Origin of the sequence: Aeromonas mytilicola subsp. aquatica, from assembly GCF_044336385.1 — a bacterium.
GTDB lineage: Bacteria > Pseudomonadota > Gammaproteobacteria > Enterobacterales > Aeromonadaceae > Aeromonas > Aeromonas rivipollensis.
Map to the genome: position 1 here is coordinate 3,817,501 of NZ_CP172298.1, position 15,951 is coordinate 3,833,451.

Consider the following 15,951-nt stretch of genomic DNA (forward strand, 5'->3'; position numbering starts at 1 on the left):
GCCCAGCATGCTGGCCACCAGCCGGACTATGTGGCCAGTATCCGCCTCGGCCAGCTCACTCAGGGTGTGGTACCCCAGCTGTTCGAGCCGCCCGATGACGGTGGGACCCACCCCTTTCACCCCGAGCAGCAAGCTGCGTTCCCGTGCCGAAAACTGTTTCACGTCGCTCATTGCGGAGCTCCTTTCCGATGGCTGTAGTTGCAGATCAGGCCCGCAAGGGGCCTGATGAAGATAAAGAGGGGTCAACGCACGCTGCGCAGCAGGAAATCCGGCTGGCCGCAGGAACGACGCTCCCGCTTTTGCATCTCGTCCGAGCAGGGGACGGCATCAGTCCCTTCCTTGTTTATGCAGATGTAGATCTCCCGCAGGAAACGCCCTCCGTCGGCGCAGGCCACAGTGATGTTGTCAGGAGCCAGCCAGTCGTTGGCACCGGCCAGATCCGCCTTGAGCTGGAAGGTACGCTTGCGCAGCGGCTCGACCAGGGATTGGTAGGCCGCCGGGATCCGCACCTTCTGGCGCAGATCCCTGGCCAGTTGATGGAATGCCTGCTGACTCAGGCCGGAGCAGGTGCCGTGCTTCTCCCACTCATGGCCATAGAGAAAACGGCTGGGATAGAGCCCGGCAAAATTCTGCTCCATGGCGGGATCCAGTCGCTCGCGGGTACAGTTGCCGGGGTAGCCGCGCTGGTATTGGGGCCAGAGCCCGTGCAGCACGAAGCCCAACTGCCGGCTGCACTGCTCTCGATCGGCCGGTTTGATGGCGCAGTGCTCAGGTGACCAGGAGAGCGCCAGGGCGTAGTAGTCAAACTCACCGGGCCGTCCCTTGGCCTGCACGGCCTGGGCACACAGCAAGAAAGCCGCGAGGAGCAGCATCATCTTCTTCATGTCATCGTCTCCGTCATCCCAATCAGGCCCGCTTCAGGCGAGGAACAGGGCCTGTCGTCAGGCCCCATGCTCCCATACAAGGGAGTCAAAGAACAACCATGTGAAATACCCTTACCAAGAGTGGGTCAGACCAGTAAAGGGTTCCCCCTCCCGGATCAGAGGCGTAAGCTGACTCTCCGGCGAGCCTTTGCGTCCCGCCATTTTCCCCGATTTCATCAGCAACAGGACATGACATGATCCGCAAGAATCCCTCCGGTCACCTTCCCGTCATCCACGAGTCCGCCTACATCGACAAGACCGCCATCATCTGCGGCAAGGTGATCATCAAGGAGAATGTGTTTGTCGGCCCCTACGCCGTGATCCGTGCCGACGAGGTGGATGAGAGCGGCGACATGGAGCCCATCGTCATCGGAGCCAACTCCAACATTCAAGACGGCGTGGTGATCCACTCCAAGTCCGGCGCCGCCGTCACCATAGGCGAATACAGCTCCATCGCCCACCGCAGCATAGTGCACGGCCCCTGCGAAGTGGGTAACCGGGTCTTCATCGGCTTCAACAGCGTGCTGTTCAACTGCCACATAGGCGAAGGCTCAGTGGTGCGTCACAACTCGGTGATCGACGGCTGCGATCTGCCCCCCGGCTTCTATGTGCCCTCCACCACCCGCATCAACCAGCAGAGCGATCTGGCCCAGATCCCCCGCGTCACCGTCGATGCCACCGAGTTCTCCGAAGACGTGGCCCACACCAACATCGACCTGGTCAAGGGCTACAAGGCACTCTCCAACGAGTTCTGAGTCCTGGTATGACAATCAACAACGGGCGCCGCGGCGCCCGTTGTTCGTCATCCTGACATGCCGGGGTTAGCGGGCCCGCACGCAGACGGCCCCGTGAGCCTCCTCTGGCAGATCGCTCATCACCTCGCCGTAACCCAGATCGAGCAAGGGTGCCTCCCCCTCGTCATTGGGTGCGTCACTGCTCCAGACCCGGCTGTAGAGCGGCCAGCCATGCTCCGTCAGCAGCGTCATCTCTTCGCTGGCCTGATGATAAGTGGCAAACAGGCTCGCCAGCTCATCGGCTCCCGGCAGACGCCAGTCATCGTGACCGCGGGCCACCAGTTGCTGGCAGTACTCTCGCGCCCGCCCCTGGCTCATCACCACATAGTCGATGGCAAAGGGGTTGTAGTCCCCATCCTCATCCCTGGCGCTGCCATCGTAGTCGATGCCGATCCGGTCGGCCTCGGCACGGGTCAGCGGGCAGAGGAAGGAGAGCGCCCCCGCCGCCAGTTCGGGTTGATGGCAACCCAGGCCAAAATCGGGCTGGGCATCCACCACCTGCACCGCCCCCCTGAGGGTGCGACTCCCCGCGCTTAGCTGCACGCCGGCAGACCCCACGGCCAGGGCTGTGATGACGCCACTATCATCGACCCTCAGCAGTTCGGGTTGATCGCTGCGCCATTGCACGGCCTCGTACACCGGAGTCTCGCTGCCGTCACTCAGCCGCAGGCCAGGTTGCAGGGAGAGGCTCTGCCCCACCTCCAGCCGGGGCTGGGCGGGCGTCACCACCAGCTCGACCGGGATGGCGCCGACGGCCTTATCATCATCCACCTGGCTCAGTCCCAGCTCGGCCACTGTGGCCGGGGTGCGCCTTGGCTCAGCGGAGGCACTGCGCAGGAATTCGCCGATGGCCTCCAGCTCGTCGTTGGAGAGCCCCAGGGCATGAAGGCGATCCGAGGCCTTGGGGAAGAAGGGATCGTGCACGTCCGCCCCGGTCGGGAAGCCGACCCCGCTGCTCCACTTGGTGACGCCGAAGTTGTACATGGCCACCACCCCCTGCACAGAGCCACCGAGCCGCTGGGCCAGGATGGGGAAGACCCCGTTGTGCATATAGGGGCCAGTGAAGGCCACGTCTCTCAGGCTGGGGGTCTTGAACAGCCCCATGTCAGCCTTCAGCCTGGTCTGCAGGAAGCGGCCCCTGTCCTCGAGGTTGCGGCCGTAATAGGTCAGCCCCAGGCTCTCGAACTTGTGCTGGCTCAGCAGGGGGCCCGAGTGGCAGTTCATGCAGCGCCCCTCGGTGCGAAACAGGTGCATGCCCCACAGCGCCTTGTCGCTCATAGCCTGCTCATCCCCCTTGACGAAGCGCTCCAGCGGACTCTCGCTGCTGATGATGGTGCGCTCGAAGGTGGCGATGGCCTTGGCGACCCGATCCAGGGTGATGGTCTCGTCGCCGAAGGCGGCGGCAAAGGCGGCCGGGTAGTCGCTGCTGGCCCGCAGCCGCGCCAGCAGCTCATCGTGATCGAGGGCCATCTCCACCGGGTTGCTGATGGGATGGAGCGACTGCTCCTCCAGGGTGGCGACCCGTCCGTCCCAGAACTGGCTGCTGCTGTAACCGGCATTGAGGATGGTCGGTGCATTGCGGGTCCCCTTCTGCCCCATATGGCCGACCGAGACGCTCAGACCATCGCTCCAGCCTTTTTGCGGATCGTGACAGCTGGCGCAGCTGATGTCGCGGGCCTGGGATAGCTGCTTGTCGAAGAAGAGTTGCTGGCCCAGCACCACCTTGGCCCGTCGGTAGGGGTTGTCGGCCGGGAAGGGCATGGCGGGCAGGGGGCCCAGCTCCTGCCACTCCACCCCTTCGTCCACCATGGCCGCCGGCCACTGACCCGGGTCGCCAGCATATTGGGCCCGCAGGGAGGTAAGATCCGGCATATCGCTTCTGCGATCCACCGAGGGGCGTAGCGGATAGGGGGATAGCGCGAACCAGAGCAGACTGGCCTCCCCCTCATCGCGCCACACCTTGGTCTGCGGCTGGTAGAGCCGCGCCAGCCCGGTGCCATCTTGCAACCAGATCCACTCGGGCAAGGGGGTGGGGAAGGTGTTGGGATAGCGCCACATCAGCTTGTCGCTGCCAAGCAGGCGCTCGAATTCGGCCAGGGTCGGCAGACGCCATGACTGCTGGCCGCAGCTGCTCGGCGGCACCAGCGCCGTTCTCGTGACGCGGGCCGAGGCGGCAAAGCCCTCCCCCGGCAGCCAGAATTGGCTGCCCTTGACCCCGGTGGCGGCACGGGCATCGTGCAGACAGTGCCAGGCCCCCCGGGTCAGCAGGCGGCCTTGCTCATCCAGTCGCAGCAGCTCGGCGGTCTCCGGCTCCTCCGGCATCACGGGACTGGCCGGATAGAGCTGCAACCGGGCGGCCTGGATGGCCTCCCCGTTGCTGCGGCTATACCAGTTGCGGGCGGCGCTGTCGTCCCGCAGGGCCAGCAGCATCTGCCAACTGTCGGGATAGTTGAGCTCGGCCCCCAGCCGCTGGGCTCGCAGCAGGGCCGCATACTCCTGCATCTCGGCCTGCTGTTGCAGGCGGATCTCGCCGGTCAGCCCCCACTCAGCCATCTCCAGCACGGCGTCCCCGTTGCGATCCGCCAGCAGGAAGAGCGCCGTCTCCTCCTCGTCGAGCCGCAGGGAGGGGGCGGCGGCGCGCCGGGCCAGGGACTCACCGGCCGCGAGATCCGCCACCCGGGCCGTGCTGGCCCTCAGTATGTATCCCTCCTGCTCCCCGACAAGCTCAAGGGGCGCCGCCAGCAGCAGGCCCGCAGGCAGCGTCAGGGTCGGGTTGCCCTGACCGCTCAGGATTGCACTCGTCTCCATGCCGGTGGCGCGCTGGCGCAGGCTCAGGGTAGCCCCGGATGCCAGCCGCTCGCCGATATCAATGGTCAGGGTCAGCTCGGCCCGGGTATGGGTCTGCTCCGGGGGCGTCACCGGCGGGGTGACAGGCGGCGGGATGACAGGCGGCGGGATGACGGGCGGTGTCACCGGAGGCGTGACCACGGGAGGGGTGACAACAGGAGGCGTGACCGGCACGTCGGGATCCTGGCCCTCGCTGCGGTTGTCATGGCAGGCACTCAGGACCAGCAGGCTGGCCAGCAGGAATATGGGTTTCATCGTGTTGATTGGAGTGGTCGGACAAGCCGGCGATTATCGAGTCAAATGCCAATCATTATCAATCGCTTCTTGGCGATATTTTTTTAGTCTGGCGCCAGGCAGGGTGATGGTCACCAGCAAGCCCCCCTGCTGGGTCACCGCCCTTGCAGCCCGTTGCGCCCGTCAACGACAGAGCCGCCCGCAGGCGGCTCTTTTCATCACAGGCAGGGCGAGTTGGCGGCCATCAGGCCCCTATGATGCCACCATCGTCCCGGGTGATGCGCAGCACGGCGGAGCGGGGAATGCTGGTGCCGCCGTCCGGGAAGTGGGAAGGTGCCAGCTCTTCACCCGGGTGCTGCACCCCGACGAACAGGGTGCGCCAGTCCGGGCTGAAGGTGAGCCCCGTGATCTCGCAAGCAATGGGGCCGGTCAGGAAGCGGCGCACCTCGCCGCTCGCCGGATCGGCGCACAGCATCTGGTTGTTGCCCATGCCGGCAAACTGCTTCTCGTTGGAGTAGTCGCCGTCGGTCTGGATCCAGAGCCGCCCCGCCTCGTCGAAGCCGATGCCGTCCGGGCTGTTGAACATGTTGTCCGGATGGATGTTGGCACTGCCCGCCATCAGCCCCTCTTTATGAACGCCGGGGTTGCCCGCCAGCAGGAAGAGATCCCACTCGAAGCTGTCACTGCCGTGATCGCCAGCGGTCGGGCGCCAGCGGATGATCTGGCCATAGGGGTTCTCGGCCCTGGGGTTGGCGCCATCCAGAGGTTGGTTCTCCTTGAGGCCGCGGTTCTTGTTGTTGGTCAGGGTGCAGTAAGCCTCGGCCCTGTGGGGATGCACGGCCACCCATTCCGGCCTGTCCATGGTGGTGGCGCCGAGCCGGGTCGCGGCCTCCCGGGCGAAGATGAGCACCTCCCCCTGATCGGCGAAGCCGTTCTCCCGGGTCAAACCGTTCTGGCCGTGCACCAGGGGTAGCCACTGGCCTGTGCCCTTGAGCTCCCCCTCCCTGGCGTCGAAGCGGGCCACATAGAGGGTGCCCTCATCCAGCAGATCCCGGTTGGCAGGGTCATTGCCCGGCGCCACCTTGTTCTTCGAGACGAAGCGATAGATGTGCTCCCCCCGCTCGTCATCGCCGAGGTAGACCACGGCGCGGCCATCCTGGTTGACGGTAAAGGCCGCGTTCTCATGCTTGAAGCGGCCAAGGGCGGTGCGCTTCTTCGGGGTGGAGGCGGGATCGCGCGGGTCTATCTCCACCACCCAGCCGAAGCGGTTCGGCTCCTGGGGGTGTTTGGCGAGATCGAAGCGCTCGTCGAACCTGTGCCAGCCAAAGCCCGCATCCTCGGCGGCCAGGCCGTAGCGGGTGGCACGCTGGTCCAGCACCGGCTTGCCCGCGCTGCCGAAGTAGCCGTTGAAGTTCTCCTCGCAGGTGAGGTAGGTGCCCCAGGGAGTCTGGCCGTTGGAACAGTTGTTGAAAGTGCCGAGGGCGGTGCGCCCCTCGGGATCGGCCTGGGTCTTGAGCAGGGCATGACCCGCCGCCGGGCCGCTCAGTGTCATGGGGGTGGTGGCCGTGATGCGGCGATTGAGGGCCCCCTTGGGGTTCGCCTGCCACTTGCCATCGGTGCGCGTCAGCTCCACCAGAGAAACCCCGTGGGCCGCCTGGGCCTTGGCGACGGCGCCGGCATCGAGCGCCTTGCCGCCATCCGCAAACAGGTATTCGTAGTTGGTGTATTCGTTGTTGACGGCGAGCAGGGCGCGATCCGGGCCCAGGGGGAAGAAGCTCATGCCGTCGTTGTTGTCGCCAAACTGGCGCGCCTGGGCCTTGGCGTCATTGCTCTGGGCGAAGGCGGGGGCATCGGCGAACAGGGCATCCCCCCAGGCGATCAGCACCTCGGCCTTGTAGCCGGGCGGCACCACTATGGCGTCGGCCACAGAGGCGGGCACGGCCTGGAAGCCCAGCAAAGGCTGGGTCGCGGCGGCCACGGCGCGGGCCACCGGGCTCGCGGCGAAGAAGGCCACCATGCTGGCGGCGCCGACTCCCTTCAAGAAGCCCCGGCGGCTGAGGCCAGCCTCGATCAGGCGGTTGAACTCAGGCTCCTGCTCCCTGGGATGGTTGGCACTGTCTCTCTCGTCAAAACGGCTCATCGGCTTTTCCTTGTTCTCTCTGCTGGCATCATGGCTCACGAATTTGCTCCGGCCACAGCATGGCGAGCATGTATTAAGCAATGATGACAATTGACACCCATTAGCGGCACACGCAGTCAGGAGGCCGGGCAGGCAGAGGGCTCAATGCAAGAGGGAGGCATTGCGCCTCCCTCTTGCCATCGATGTTGCCGCTAGCCTGTCAGCACTTCTTCAGGCTGACGTGCCAGTTGGCACCGGATTGCACCTGGTGCTTGGCGGCGAAGCTGTCCATGTTCAGCGCCACCGAGACCTGCAGCAGGCTGTTGAGGTAGATAAGCGGCTGCCCTTCCGGCACATCGCCGAAGCTGCTGACGTAGGGGGCCTTGCCCTCGTATTTGAGCGCATCCCCCTCGCTTATCCTGAAGCAGGCCTGGTCCCCCTTGTTGATCCCCGCCTTGGTCAGCAGGGCATCGTCGATATTGGTCCAGACGTTGCCGTACTGCACATCCAGGATGGGGATGGTGCCCTTCAGGGTGCCATCTTGCTCGGCCACCGCCGGCTGGTAGGGAATGGTCACCACCTCGGCGGGCAGCAGGGGCCCCACCTGCTCAAAACCGATGGCGCCGGAGGCGAGCCGCGCCCCCGTGTAGGCGTAGACGTCGCGACCGTGGAAGGTGTAGGACTTCTCGGAGCCCTTGAGCCGGTTGCGCTTCTCGTCTATCTGGCGCACCGCCTCTATGCCGAAGTGCTCGGCCACCAGGGTCAGGGTGCCGTTGTCAGGGGAGACTATGTAGTGGCCGCTCTTGGTCTTGAGCACCACAGACTTGCGATCCGTGCCGACACCCGGATCCACCACGCTCACGAAGACGGTGCCCTTGGGCCAGTAGTTGAGGGTCTGATAGAGGCGGTAGGACGCCTCCCAGATGTTGTAGGCCGGGATCTCGTGGGTCAGATCCTGCAGCGGCAGTGTCCTGTCCACCCCGAAGGCGACCCCCTTCATGGCGGAGACGGCGCCATCCTTGAGGCCGAAGTCGGTCTGGAACACCAGAGCCTCGCTTGCGAAGGCGCCAGCCCCCACCAGGGAGAGGGCGAGGACCAGGGCGCGGGGAAGGGTACGAATATCCATATCAGAACTCCTTGTGAGGATGCGACAGAGAAACAGAAATCTAGACGTCCAGAATGCCATTTCATATCTCCTTTGCAACCCCTGATGCCCGAATGGGGGGAAAAGAGTCGCCAATCCGGCCCGTGGGGGTGTATCCATGGTGCTGGCCAGGCAGAGTCACGGAGGCAGTGAGATGACGAAGACGGGAAGCAGCACACTTTTGCTGAGTCTGGGTGACAGGGAGAGCCGGGTAAGGCTCACCGGAGAGGATGGCGTCAGCCGGGAGTTCGTCCTGGCCCTGGGCCTGGATGCCATGACCCCGGGCTCCTTTCGCCGGGATCCACCGACGCCCCTCGAGCTGGAGCAGGCCATCCTGGTAGCGGAGGAACTGCTGACGCCCCTCGAGCTGGAGCAAGCCATCATGGTGGTGGAAGATGTGCTGATGCCCCTCGCGGCACATGTCCCGCCTCACCCTCTGGTAGAGCTGCACAGCCCAGTGCCCCTGGCAGAGGGACTCGGCAGCCATGAGTTGAGCCGGGAGAGCATAGAGAGGCTGTTCGGCCAGCTGGTCGCCATGGTGGAAGGGGATCCCCTGGCATCGGCCCAGTTGCCCAGAGATCGCCGTTTCGCCGCCGCCCTGCTGATCCTGCGGGAGTGGATGCACCATCTGGATGCCGGGAGCGTCGCTCTGGTCGACCAATGACGACGCCAGTCAGGAGGCGGGCTCGAAGCGCCTGCGCGAGAGAGCCCAGGCCAGCCCCAGGCTGATCAGCGTGCTGCCGACGGCGAGCAGATCCAGCGCCGCCAGCAAGCCGGCACCATCGCTCACCCAGCCCAGCAACACGGGCACCCAGTTCGCCACATAGGCGATCACATAGAAGAGGGAGACCAGTCGCGCATGGCTGGCGGGGGGCGCGATGCGATTGATCAGGGTCGCGCTGCCCACAAACACGGCCCCCTGGGCGTAACCGGCCACCAGCAGCCCGAGCCCCGCCAGCCAGCCCGGCAAACCGTGCACGGCACCGGCAAACAGCAGCACGCAGAGCGCCAGGGCCAGACAACCGCTTTGCAGGGTGTGGCGGGCATCGAGGCGACGCGCCCACAACTGGCAGAGCCCGGAGAACACCAGATAGGCCGCGATGAGATAGCCAAACAGCCCCAGATCCCTCATCCCCAGCAACTGGCTCACCACCTTGGGGCCTATTGCCAGCAGGCTGGCCGCCACCGCCCAGGCGGTGAAGAGCGCCAGGGCGCAGAGCAAGAACCCGGTCCCCGTGGCCCTGAGCCCCTCCCCCAGGGAGCCCCCGCCCTGCCCGCTCGCGGCGGGTGCCGCCATCCTGGCGCCCCTGGGCCAGCTCAGCACCAGCCCCGCGATGGCGCAGCCCGCCATCCCCAGGATCAGCACAAATGGCACCCGGGTCGGGTAGAAGTCCAGTTGCAGCGCCAGGCCGCTGAACACTGGCCCCAGCGCCAGCCCGGCGGTGAAGGAGAGGGTGGCGCTCAGGGCCGCCCGCTTGCCGCCGTCCTTGGGGCCAAAGCGCAGCAGCGCCACATTGGCGGCGCCGGTCAGGGCCCCAGTGCCTATCCCGGCCAGGACCCGCGCCAGCAGCAGCGACCAGAAGCTGTCGGCCAGGGAGAAGAGCAGGGCGCCCCCCGCGACCGCCAGCAGGGCGGGCAGTATCAGGGTGCGCAGATCCGCCACCCGTCCCGCCAGGTTGCCCACCCCGAACAGGGCGATCAGCACGCCCCCCGCATAGCCGCCATAGATGAGGCTGAGGCCGAGATCGCTCAGGGCCAGCGCCGCCTGGTAATGGGGATAGAGCGGGGTGGGCACGCTGCTGTTGAGCAGGGCCGACATCAGGGCCAGGGACAAAAACCAGAGCAGGCGGGGGCGAACATCGACCTCGCTGCCGTGAGCAGCAGTTGGGGCGCAGGGGGATGACATCAAGACTCCAATCACAGACAGGGGAACCGCTATCGGGAGCGACATCATAGCGATCCCGCTCGGCTCGGGCTGCGGCAGTTCTGCATCATGGCGATTCAAACTTGCATCACAGGGGCGCTTGCCCCGTACCGCCTTGAGTGCTCAGGTGCGGACGGGCGGCCTCTTGTGCTGCCGCCCCCGCTGACATCTAATACCCCGGCGCCAATCGGGCGTCCTGCTTGAGCGAGGAGCAAGCATGATCAACTGGGATGACGCCCGCTTCTTTCTGGCCCTGGCACGGCGGGGCAGCCTGCGCCGGGCCGGCCTCGAACTCGGGGTCGATCAGGCCACCGTTGGGCGGCGGGTCGGCCTCTTCGAGCAGCAGCTGGGGGCCAAGCTGTTTATCCGCACCCCCAGGCACTATCGGCTCAGCCCCCTTGGGGAGACGCTCCTGCCCCAGGCAGAGGCCATGGCACAGGCGGCCCTGGCCATGGATCGCGCGGCCAGCCAGGGGGAGCTGGAAGGAGAGATCTGCATCGCCACCACGGATACCCTGGCCCAGGGCTTCGTGCTGCCCGCCTTCAGCCTGCTGCGCCAGCGCCACCCCGGCATCCGCCTCAAGCTGCTGACCGCGGTCAGCGTGAGCGACATCCCCAATCAGGAGGCGGATCTGGCCATTCGCAGCCTGCGCCCCGAGCAGGGGGATCTGGTGGTCAAACGGCTCGCCACCATCAAGATGGGGCTCTACGCCTCCCCCGACTACCTGGCCCGCCGTGGCACGCCCCGCTCGGGCCAGGCGCTGCAACAGCACGACCTGCTGCTCTTTCCCAGGGAGCTGGTGGCCCGCCACTGGCTGAGCCTGTGCGGCGAACCTCTCCATGAGCCCAATGTGGTGTTGCAGAGCAATGCCCAGCTGGTGCTGATGGGGGCCGCCCGCCAGGGCCTCGGCATAGCGCTGCTCTCCACCTTCCTCGCCGAGGAGGACCCAGGCCTGGTGCGCCTGCTGCCTGACCAGCACGACCCCATCGACATCTGGATGGTGCTGCACCCGGATGTGCAGAAGACGGGACGGATGCGTGCCCTGGTGGCAGCACTGGAGGAGGTGTTCCAGCGCCATCAGGAGACCCAGCCCCCTGCCCTCCCCGCCACGCCGGCCCAAACGCACACTGATTGAGCGGTTATGCCCCCCATACGGGGCACTTTCTTCGCAGCGAACCATGCTAGAGTCCGCCGTTGTTTTTTCCTTAAATAACGGGACGTTACATGAAGAAGTTTGTTGTTTCATCTGGTGTCATTTTGATGGCGGGCTTGTTGACAGCTTGTGCAAGCGAGTCATCGCGCTCCCTGGAAGTGCCCAAGGTCGCCTCTTATCAGAGCCACTATCAGGGCACTCGCAGCCCCATCGCCGTCGGCAAGTTTGATAACCGCTCCAGCTACATGCGTGGCATCTTCTCCGACGGCGTTGACCGACTGGGCAGCCAGGCGAAAACCGTGCTGATCACCCATCTGCAGCAGACAGGCCGCTTCAGCGTGCTGGATCGCGACAACATGGAAGAGATCAAGGCGGAAGCCGGGATCAAGCAACAGGCCCAGCAGCTCAAGGGCGCCGACTATGTGGTCACAGGTGACGTCACCGAGTTTGGTCGCAAGGAGGTCGGTGATCATCAGCTGTTTGGCATACTGGGTCGCGGCAAGTCCCAGATCGCCTATGCCAAGGTCAACCTCAACATCGTCAAGGTCACCACCTCTGAAGTGGTCTTCTCGTCCCAGGGCGCCGGGGAGTACGAGCTCTCCAACCGCGAGATCGTCGGCTTCGGCGGCACCGCCAGCTACGACTCCACCCTGAACGGCAAGGTGCTGGATCTCGCCATTCGGGAAGCCGTCAACAACCTGGTGAACGGCATCGAGACCGGCGCCTGGCGCCCGGCCCAATGAGGAGAGACGAGATGACCATGTCCAAGCTTTCCCTGCTGCTGGCCAGCGGCCTGCTGCTGAGTGCCTGTGCCCAGGCACCAAAGACGCTCTACAACTGGGATCAGTACCAGGGGGTGGTTTACCAGCACATGCAGGGTGAGGACACCGGGGTCGAGGCCCAGATCGATGCGCTGGAGAAAAACCAGCAAGAGGCCAGCGCCAAGGGCCAGGCGGTTCCGCCCGGCTTCCACGCTCACCTGGGCATGCTCTATGCCCAGCTAGGCAAGGATACGCAGACCCGCGAGCAGTTCGAGACCGAGAAACGCCTCTTCCCCGAATCGGCACCCTTCATGAACTTCCTGATGTCCAACCAGAAGGGGGCGACCCAATGACACTGCGCACTTTCCTTGCCCTGATGCTGGGCACCCTGCTGCTGAGCGGCTGCGCAAAGGGCCCCGGCTACGACTACGGCAACTTCAAGGAGAGCAGACCGACCTCCATCCTGGTGTTGCCACCGGTGAATCACTCGCCTGATATCAAGGCGGGGGCCAGCCTGCAGTCCCAGATCACCTACCCGCTCGCCGAGTCCGGCTATTACGTGCTGCCGGTGGCGGTCACCAACGAGACCTTCCGGCAGAACGGGGTGACCGAGCCGACGGACATTCATGCCCTGCCCATCAAGAAGCTCCACGAGATCTACGGTGCCGATACCGCGCTGTACCTCGACATCAAGGACTACGGCACCAGCTATCTGGTCATCTCCAGCGAGACTGTGGTCACCGCCAGCGCCCGCCTGGTGGATCTGCGCACCGGCAAGCTGCTGTGGGAAGGCAGTGCCAGCGCCAGCAGTGCCGAACAGCAGAGCAATTCGGGAGGCGGCCTCATCGGCATGCTGGTGGTGGCTGTCGTCAACCAGATTGCCAATACCATCACCGACAAGGGCCATGAAATCGCCGGGATCACCAGCGTAAGGCTGCTCAGCGCCGACATGCCCAACGGCATTCTCCATGGCCCCTACTCACCGAAGTCCCAGACAAGGTAAGGCGCCGCGCCGCAATACGACAGAGGGCGTCATGCCCTCTTATTCCGCTACCACCACCAGTTTGCCCTTCCCTTGCCATTGCATGTGACGTGATCGTCTATCTTGTTGATATTGGCGGTTCATTTTTCGTGCACTGGTTGCTCGGCCCCCCAATTTCGTCTGGTGATGCCGGGCAAAATCAGTTACAAAAAGCCCACTGTCACCACCTGGGAGCGTCACGGCATGGCTGGATCACTGTTGCGCACCCTGCCCCGCAGGTGGCTGATGCGATTCTCACTCCTTTGCCTTGCGCTGGCGGGGCTGGGGCTGGTGTTCAACTACACCTACCTCAGCATCAGGCACGACATGCAGCTCATCACCGCCAAACAGCCGAACCTGTTCGAGCTGTTTTATCAGCGGGCCCGCATACTGGCACCGGAGAAACTGGCCAGCTTCATCGACAACAGCAGCATCAAGACCCCCATCTTCAGCGAGAACGGGGATGCGACTGCCTATGCCTATGGCTATGATCTCGCCACCCTGGCTCGCTTGGCTGTCATTCCCATACTGCCGCCCGCCAACCAGATGCTCAGCACCTACCAATACCTGCTCTCCTACCCCGAGGTCCTCAACCTCTACGCCTTCTATAACGATCGGCGCATGCTTGGCATGGTGGGTGACAAGCGGATGCTTCCGGGCGAGCTGCAGCCGGTCAACACCAACCTCAATGACATAGAGCCCTGGACCCACTATTTCGGCTGCGCCGCCTTCGCCGCCACCCATGTTCCCTGCAGCACGGATGAGGCTCAGGTATCCGACATCTACACCGATACCTTCACCGGGTTGAAGACCATCACCCTCTACTTCCCCTTCGTCTTTTACGATCCGGCGCTAGCGGACTACCGCTATGGCCTGACGGGCATAGACATCGCCATCGACGAGGCATTCAAGGATGTGTTGCGCCCCTTCGAGAGTCTCAACCCGACCCGGACTGTCCTCTCCTTCGAGGAGGTGGAGCCCTGCCGCCCCTGGCATATCTGCCTGAATACCCGCTTCATGCGGACCAAGGCCGGCAACGACCTCTTTCTCAAGTGGTCATACAGCTACGGCGATGTCGTCCGTGCCGTGCTCTATGGCCCGGCCTTCAAGCTCTATCTGATCGTCCTGCTGCTGCTCATGCTGACGGGCCGTGGCATCTACGGCCGCCTGCGCACCCTGGCACTGACAGATCACCTGACCCGGCTGCCGCGACGGGACATCCTGGAACAAGCCCTGCTGAAGGAATACGACTTCCTGATGCTGCTGGACATAGACAACTTCAAGTCCATCAACGACACCCATGGCCACGGGGTGGGAGATCTGGCCCTCGTCGCCTTCGCCCGTCATCTGACGACCAACATGCGCAAGGGGGACAAGGCCATCCGCTGGGGGGGCGAGGAGTTTATCATCCTCTACAAGGGGCTCAATGACAGGGCCAGCATGCGCCAGGCCGTGACCCGCCTGCTGGCATCACAGCTTCAGATCCCGGAGCTGCCCGCCCCCATCACCTTCTCGGCGGGCGTCATCCGCATCCGCGATTACCTGACCGTCGCCGAGGCCACCGATCTCGCCGATGCGCTGCTCTACCACGTCAAGCAGCATGGCAAGCACAACATCGCCTATTACCAGGGGCAGGAGATCAGGCTGATCCGAGACCCGGGCACCAACCCGGTCACCTGATCGGCTCGACTTCTGCCGCGCCCCCTCTATCTGCTACCATCCCGGCCACGATCATTGTTCCCGTCACGGCCCTGGCCGCGATAACCCCACACTGGTGTCCTATGTCCATTGCCTCCTTTGCCGAACTGGCCCTCTCCCCCCGCCTGCAGCAGACCTTGCGCGAGCTGGGTTATGCCGCGCCTACCCCCATTCAGGCCAGCGCCATCCCCCTCATTCTGGCGGGGCGGGATCTGATGGCGGGGGCCCAGACTGGCACCGGCAAGACCGCCGCCTTCGTGCTGCCCTTGCTGGAGCAGCTGATGCAGCAGCCGCAAACCAGCTCCTCCCGCCCCATTCGCGCCCTGGTGCTGGTGCCGACCCGCGAGCTGGCGGTGCAGGTCTTTGAGAGCGTGGCGCGCTACGGGCAGGGCACTAGCCTCACCAGCGCCCTGGTCTATGGCGGGGTCAGCATCGCCGCCCAGGTGGAGGCGCTTCAAGCCGGGGTGGATATCCTGATTGCCACCCCGGGCCGATTGCTCGACCATCTGCGCCAGGGGGCGCTGAGCCTTGGGAGCCTCCGCCATCTGGTGTTCGACGAGGCGGACCGCATGCTCGACATGGGCTTTATGGACGAGATCAAGGCTCTGCTCAGACAGATACCGACGGATCGCCAGACCCTGCTGTTTTCGGCCACCTGCGACGACAACCTGTTTGCCTTGAGCCGCGTGCTCTTGCGCGACCCCGAGCTTATCGAAGTGGCACCGCGCAACACCACGGTGGCCGAGGTGGAGCAGCGGGTCTATGCGGTGGATGGGGAACGCAAGCTGGCGCTGGTGGAGCACCTGATCAAGGTGAAGGGTTGGGCTCCTGTGCTCATCTTCAGCCGCACCCGCCAGGGGGCCGACAAGCTGGCCCAGCAGCTCGGCAAGGCGGGCATCAATGCGCTCGCCTTCCATGGGGATCTGTCGCAGAGCGCGCGGGAGAAAGTGCTGCTGGAGTTTCGCGCGGGCACCTTGCAGGCCCTGGTCGCCACCGACGTGGCGGCCCGCGGGCTGGATATCAGCGATCTCAACTACGTGATCAATCTGGAGTTTCCCCATCAGCCTGAGGATTACGTCCACCGCATAGGGCGCACCGGCCGCGCCGGTAACAAGGGGCTCGCCATCACCTTGTTCAGCCCGGAAGATGCGCCCCTGCTGGAGAAGGTGGAAGCCGTGCTCGACACCCGATTGCCCCAGCAGTGGTTCCCGGGTTTTGAGCCCGATCTCACCCGCTTCGACCCCGAGCCGCGCCGCAGCGGCAAGGGCGCCCAGAAGCAGAAGGCCAGAAAGCAGGCGCTCGCGGGTGGCAAGGGTCGCAAAGGCTGACCCCT

General features: G+C 64.7%; 14 protein-coding genes (1 of these 14 only partly in view). 8 read left to right on the forward strand and 6 right to left on the reverse strand.

Going from position 1 to position 15,951, the window contains the following annotated elements; all coding sequences use genetic code 11:
- Together ACFWHB_RS17380 and ACFWHB_RS17385 are read right to left on the reverse strand one after the other, a co-directional pair.
- Positions 1 to 171, reverse strand: partial view of a Pathogenicity locus gene (locus ACFWHB_RS17380; RefSeq protein WP_106884869.1) — the 5' portion only. The gene continues 111 nt to the left of window position 1, outside the view; only the first 171 of its 282 coding nucleotides appear in the window; the start codon lies at positions 169 to 171; its stop codon lies beyond the left edge, outside the window.
- A 71-nt stretch (positions 172 to 242) separates the two neighbouring features.
- Positions 243 to 884 carry a ribonuclease T2 family protein gene (locus ACFWHB_RS17385; RefSeq protein WP_395948935.1) on the reverse strand — a complete coding sequence of 214 codons (642 nt, stop codon included), beginning with the start codon at positions 882 to 884 and terminating at the stop codon, positions 243 to 245.
- A 233-nt stretch (positions 885 to 1,117) separates the two neighbouring features.
- On the opposite strand from ACFWHB_RS17385, the gene ACFWHB_RS17390 reads away from it, so the two are divergent.
- Entirely contained in the window at positions 1,118 to 1,678 is a 561-nt protein-coding gene (locus tag ACFWHB_RS17390; RefSeq protein WP_005330618.1) for a gamma carbonic anhydrase family protein, read from the forward strand.
- Between the two features lie 66 nt (positions 1,679 to 1,744).
- On the opposite strand, the gene ACFWHB_RS17395 is transcribed toward ACFWHB_RS17390, so the two are convergent.
- The 3 genes from ACFWHB_RS17395 to ACFWHB_RS17405 form a co-directional block, all read right to left on the reverse strand.
- Positions 1,745 to 4,819, reverse strand: a complete 3,075-nt coding sequence (locus ACFWHB_RS17395; protein ID WP_395948936.1) for a cytochrome c peroxidase — start codon at positions 4,817 to 4,819, stop codon at positions 1,745 to 1,747.
- A 223-nt stretch (positions 4,820 to 5,042) separates the two neighbouring features.
- Positions 5,043 to 6,938: a PhoX family protein gene (locus tag ACFWHB_RS17400; RefSeq protein WP_395948937.1), complete on the reverse strand. Its 1,896-nt coding sequence runs from the start codon at positions 6,936 to 6,938 to the stop codon at positions 5,043 to 5,045.
- Between the two features lie 199 nt (positions 6,939 to 7,137).
- On the reverse strand, positions 7,138 to 8,043 hold the full coding sequence (locus tag ACFWHB_RS17405; RefSeq protein ID WP_262113744.1) for an SAM hydrolase/SAM-dependent halogenase family protein: 906 nt from the start codon (positions 8,041 to 8,043) through the stop codon (positions 7,138 to 7,140).
- A 172-nt stretch (positions 8,044 to 8,215) separates the two neighbouring features.
- Between ACFWHB_RS17405 and ACFWHB_RS17410 the strand changes: the two genes are divergently transcribed.
- Positions 8,216 to 8,725 (forward strand): hypothetical protein, encoded by a 510-nt coding sequence (locus tag ACFWHB_RS17410; protein ID WP_395948938.1) that lies wholly within the window; start codon positions 8,216 to 8,218, stop codon positions 8,723 to 8,725.
- A 9-nt stretch (positions 8,726 to 8,734) separates the two neighbouring features.
- Here ACFWHB_RS17410 and ACFWHB_RS17415 read toward each other — a convergent pair whose 3' ends face one another.
- Entirely contained in the window at positions 8,735 to 9,970 is a 1,236-nt protein-coding gene (locus ACFWHB_RS17415; protein WP_395948939.1) for an MFS transporter, read from the reverse strand.
- 232 nt (positions 9,971 to 10,202) lie between these two features.
- Between ACFWHB_RS17415 and ACFWHB_RS17420 the strand changes: the two genes are divergently transcribed.
- The 6 genes from ACFWHB_RS17420 (at position 10,203) to ACFWHB_RS17445 (ending at position 15,946) form a co-directional block, all read left to right on the forward strand.
- A complete protein-coding gene (locus ACFWHB_RS17420; RefSeq protein WP_395948940.1) occupies positions 10,203 to 11,120 on the forward strand; it encodes a LysR family transcriptional regulator in 918 nt (305 codons plus the stop codon).
- A gap of 137 nt (positions 11,121 to 11,257) precedes the next feature.
- Positions 11,258 to 11,881, forward strand: a complete 624-nt coding sequence (locus ACFWHB_RS17425; protein WP_395948941.1) for a CsgG/HfaB family protein — start codon at positions 11,258 to 11,260, stop codon at positions 11,879 to 11,881.
- Between the two features lie 11 nt (positions 11,882 to 11,892).
- Positions 11,893 to 12,252: a DUF4810 domain-containing protein gene (locus ACFWHB_RS17430; protein ID WP_395948942.1), complete on the forward strand. Its 360-nt coding sequence runs from the start codon at positions 11,893 to 11,895 to the stop codon at positions 12,250 to 12,252.
- Positions 12,249 to 12,902 (forward strand): DUF799 domain-containing protein, encoded by a 654-nt coding sequence (locus tag ACFWHB_RS17435; protein WP_204356827.1) that lies wholly within the window; start codon positions 12,249 to 12,251, stop codon positions 12,900 to 12,902. The genes ACFWHB_RS17430 and ACFWHB_RS17435 overlap by 4 nt, the downstream gene beginning before the upstream one ends.
- Positions 12,903 to 13,166: 264 nt before the next feature.
- Positions 13,167 to 14,600, forward strand: coding sequence for a GGDEF domain-containing protein (locus tag ACFWHB_RS17440; protein WP_395948943.1), 1,434 nt, complete (start codon positions 13,167 to 13,169; stop codon positions 14,598 to 14,600).
- Between the two features lie 101 nt (positions 14,601 to 14,701).
- The gene (locus ACFWHB_RS17445; RefSeq protein ID WP_395948944.1) at positions 14,702 to 15,946 is read left to right on the forward strand and encodes a DEAD/DEAH box helicase; all 1,245 of its coding nucleotides are present in this window, start codon (positions 14,702 to 14,704) and stop codon (positions 15,944 to 15,946) included.
- Positions 15,947 to 15,951: the final 5 nt, after the last annotated feature.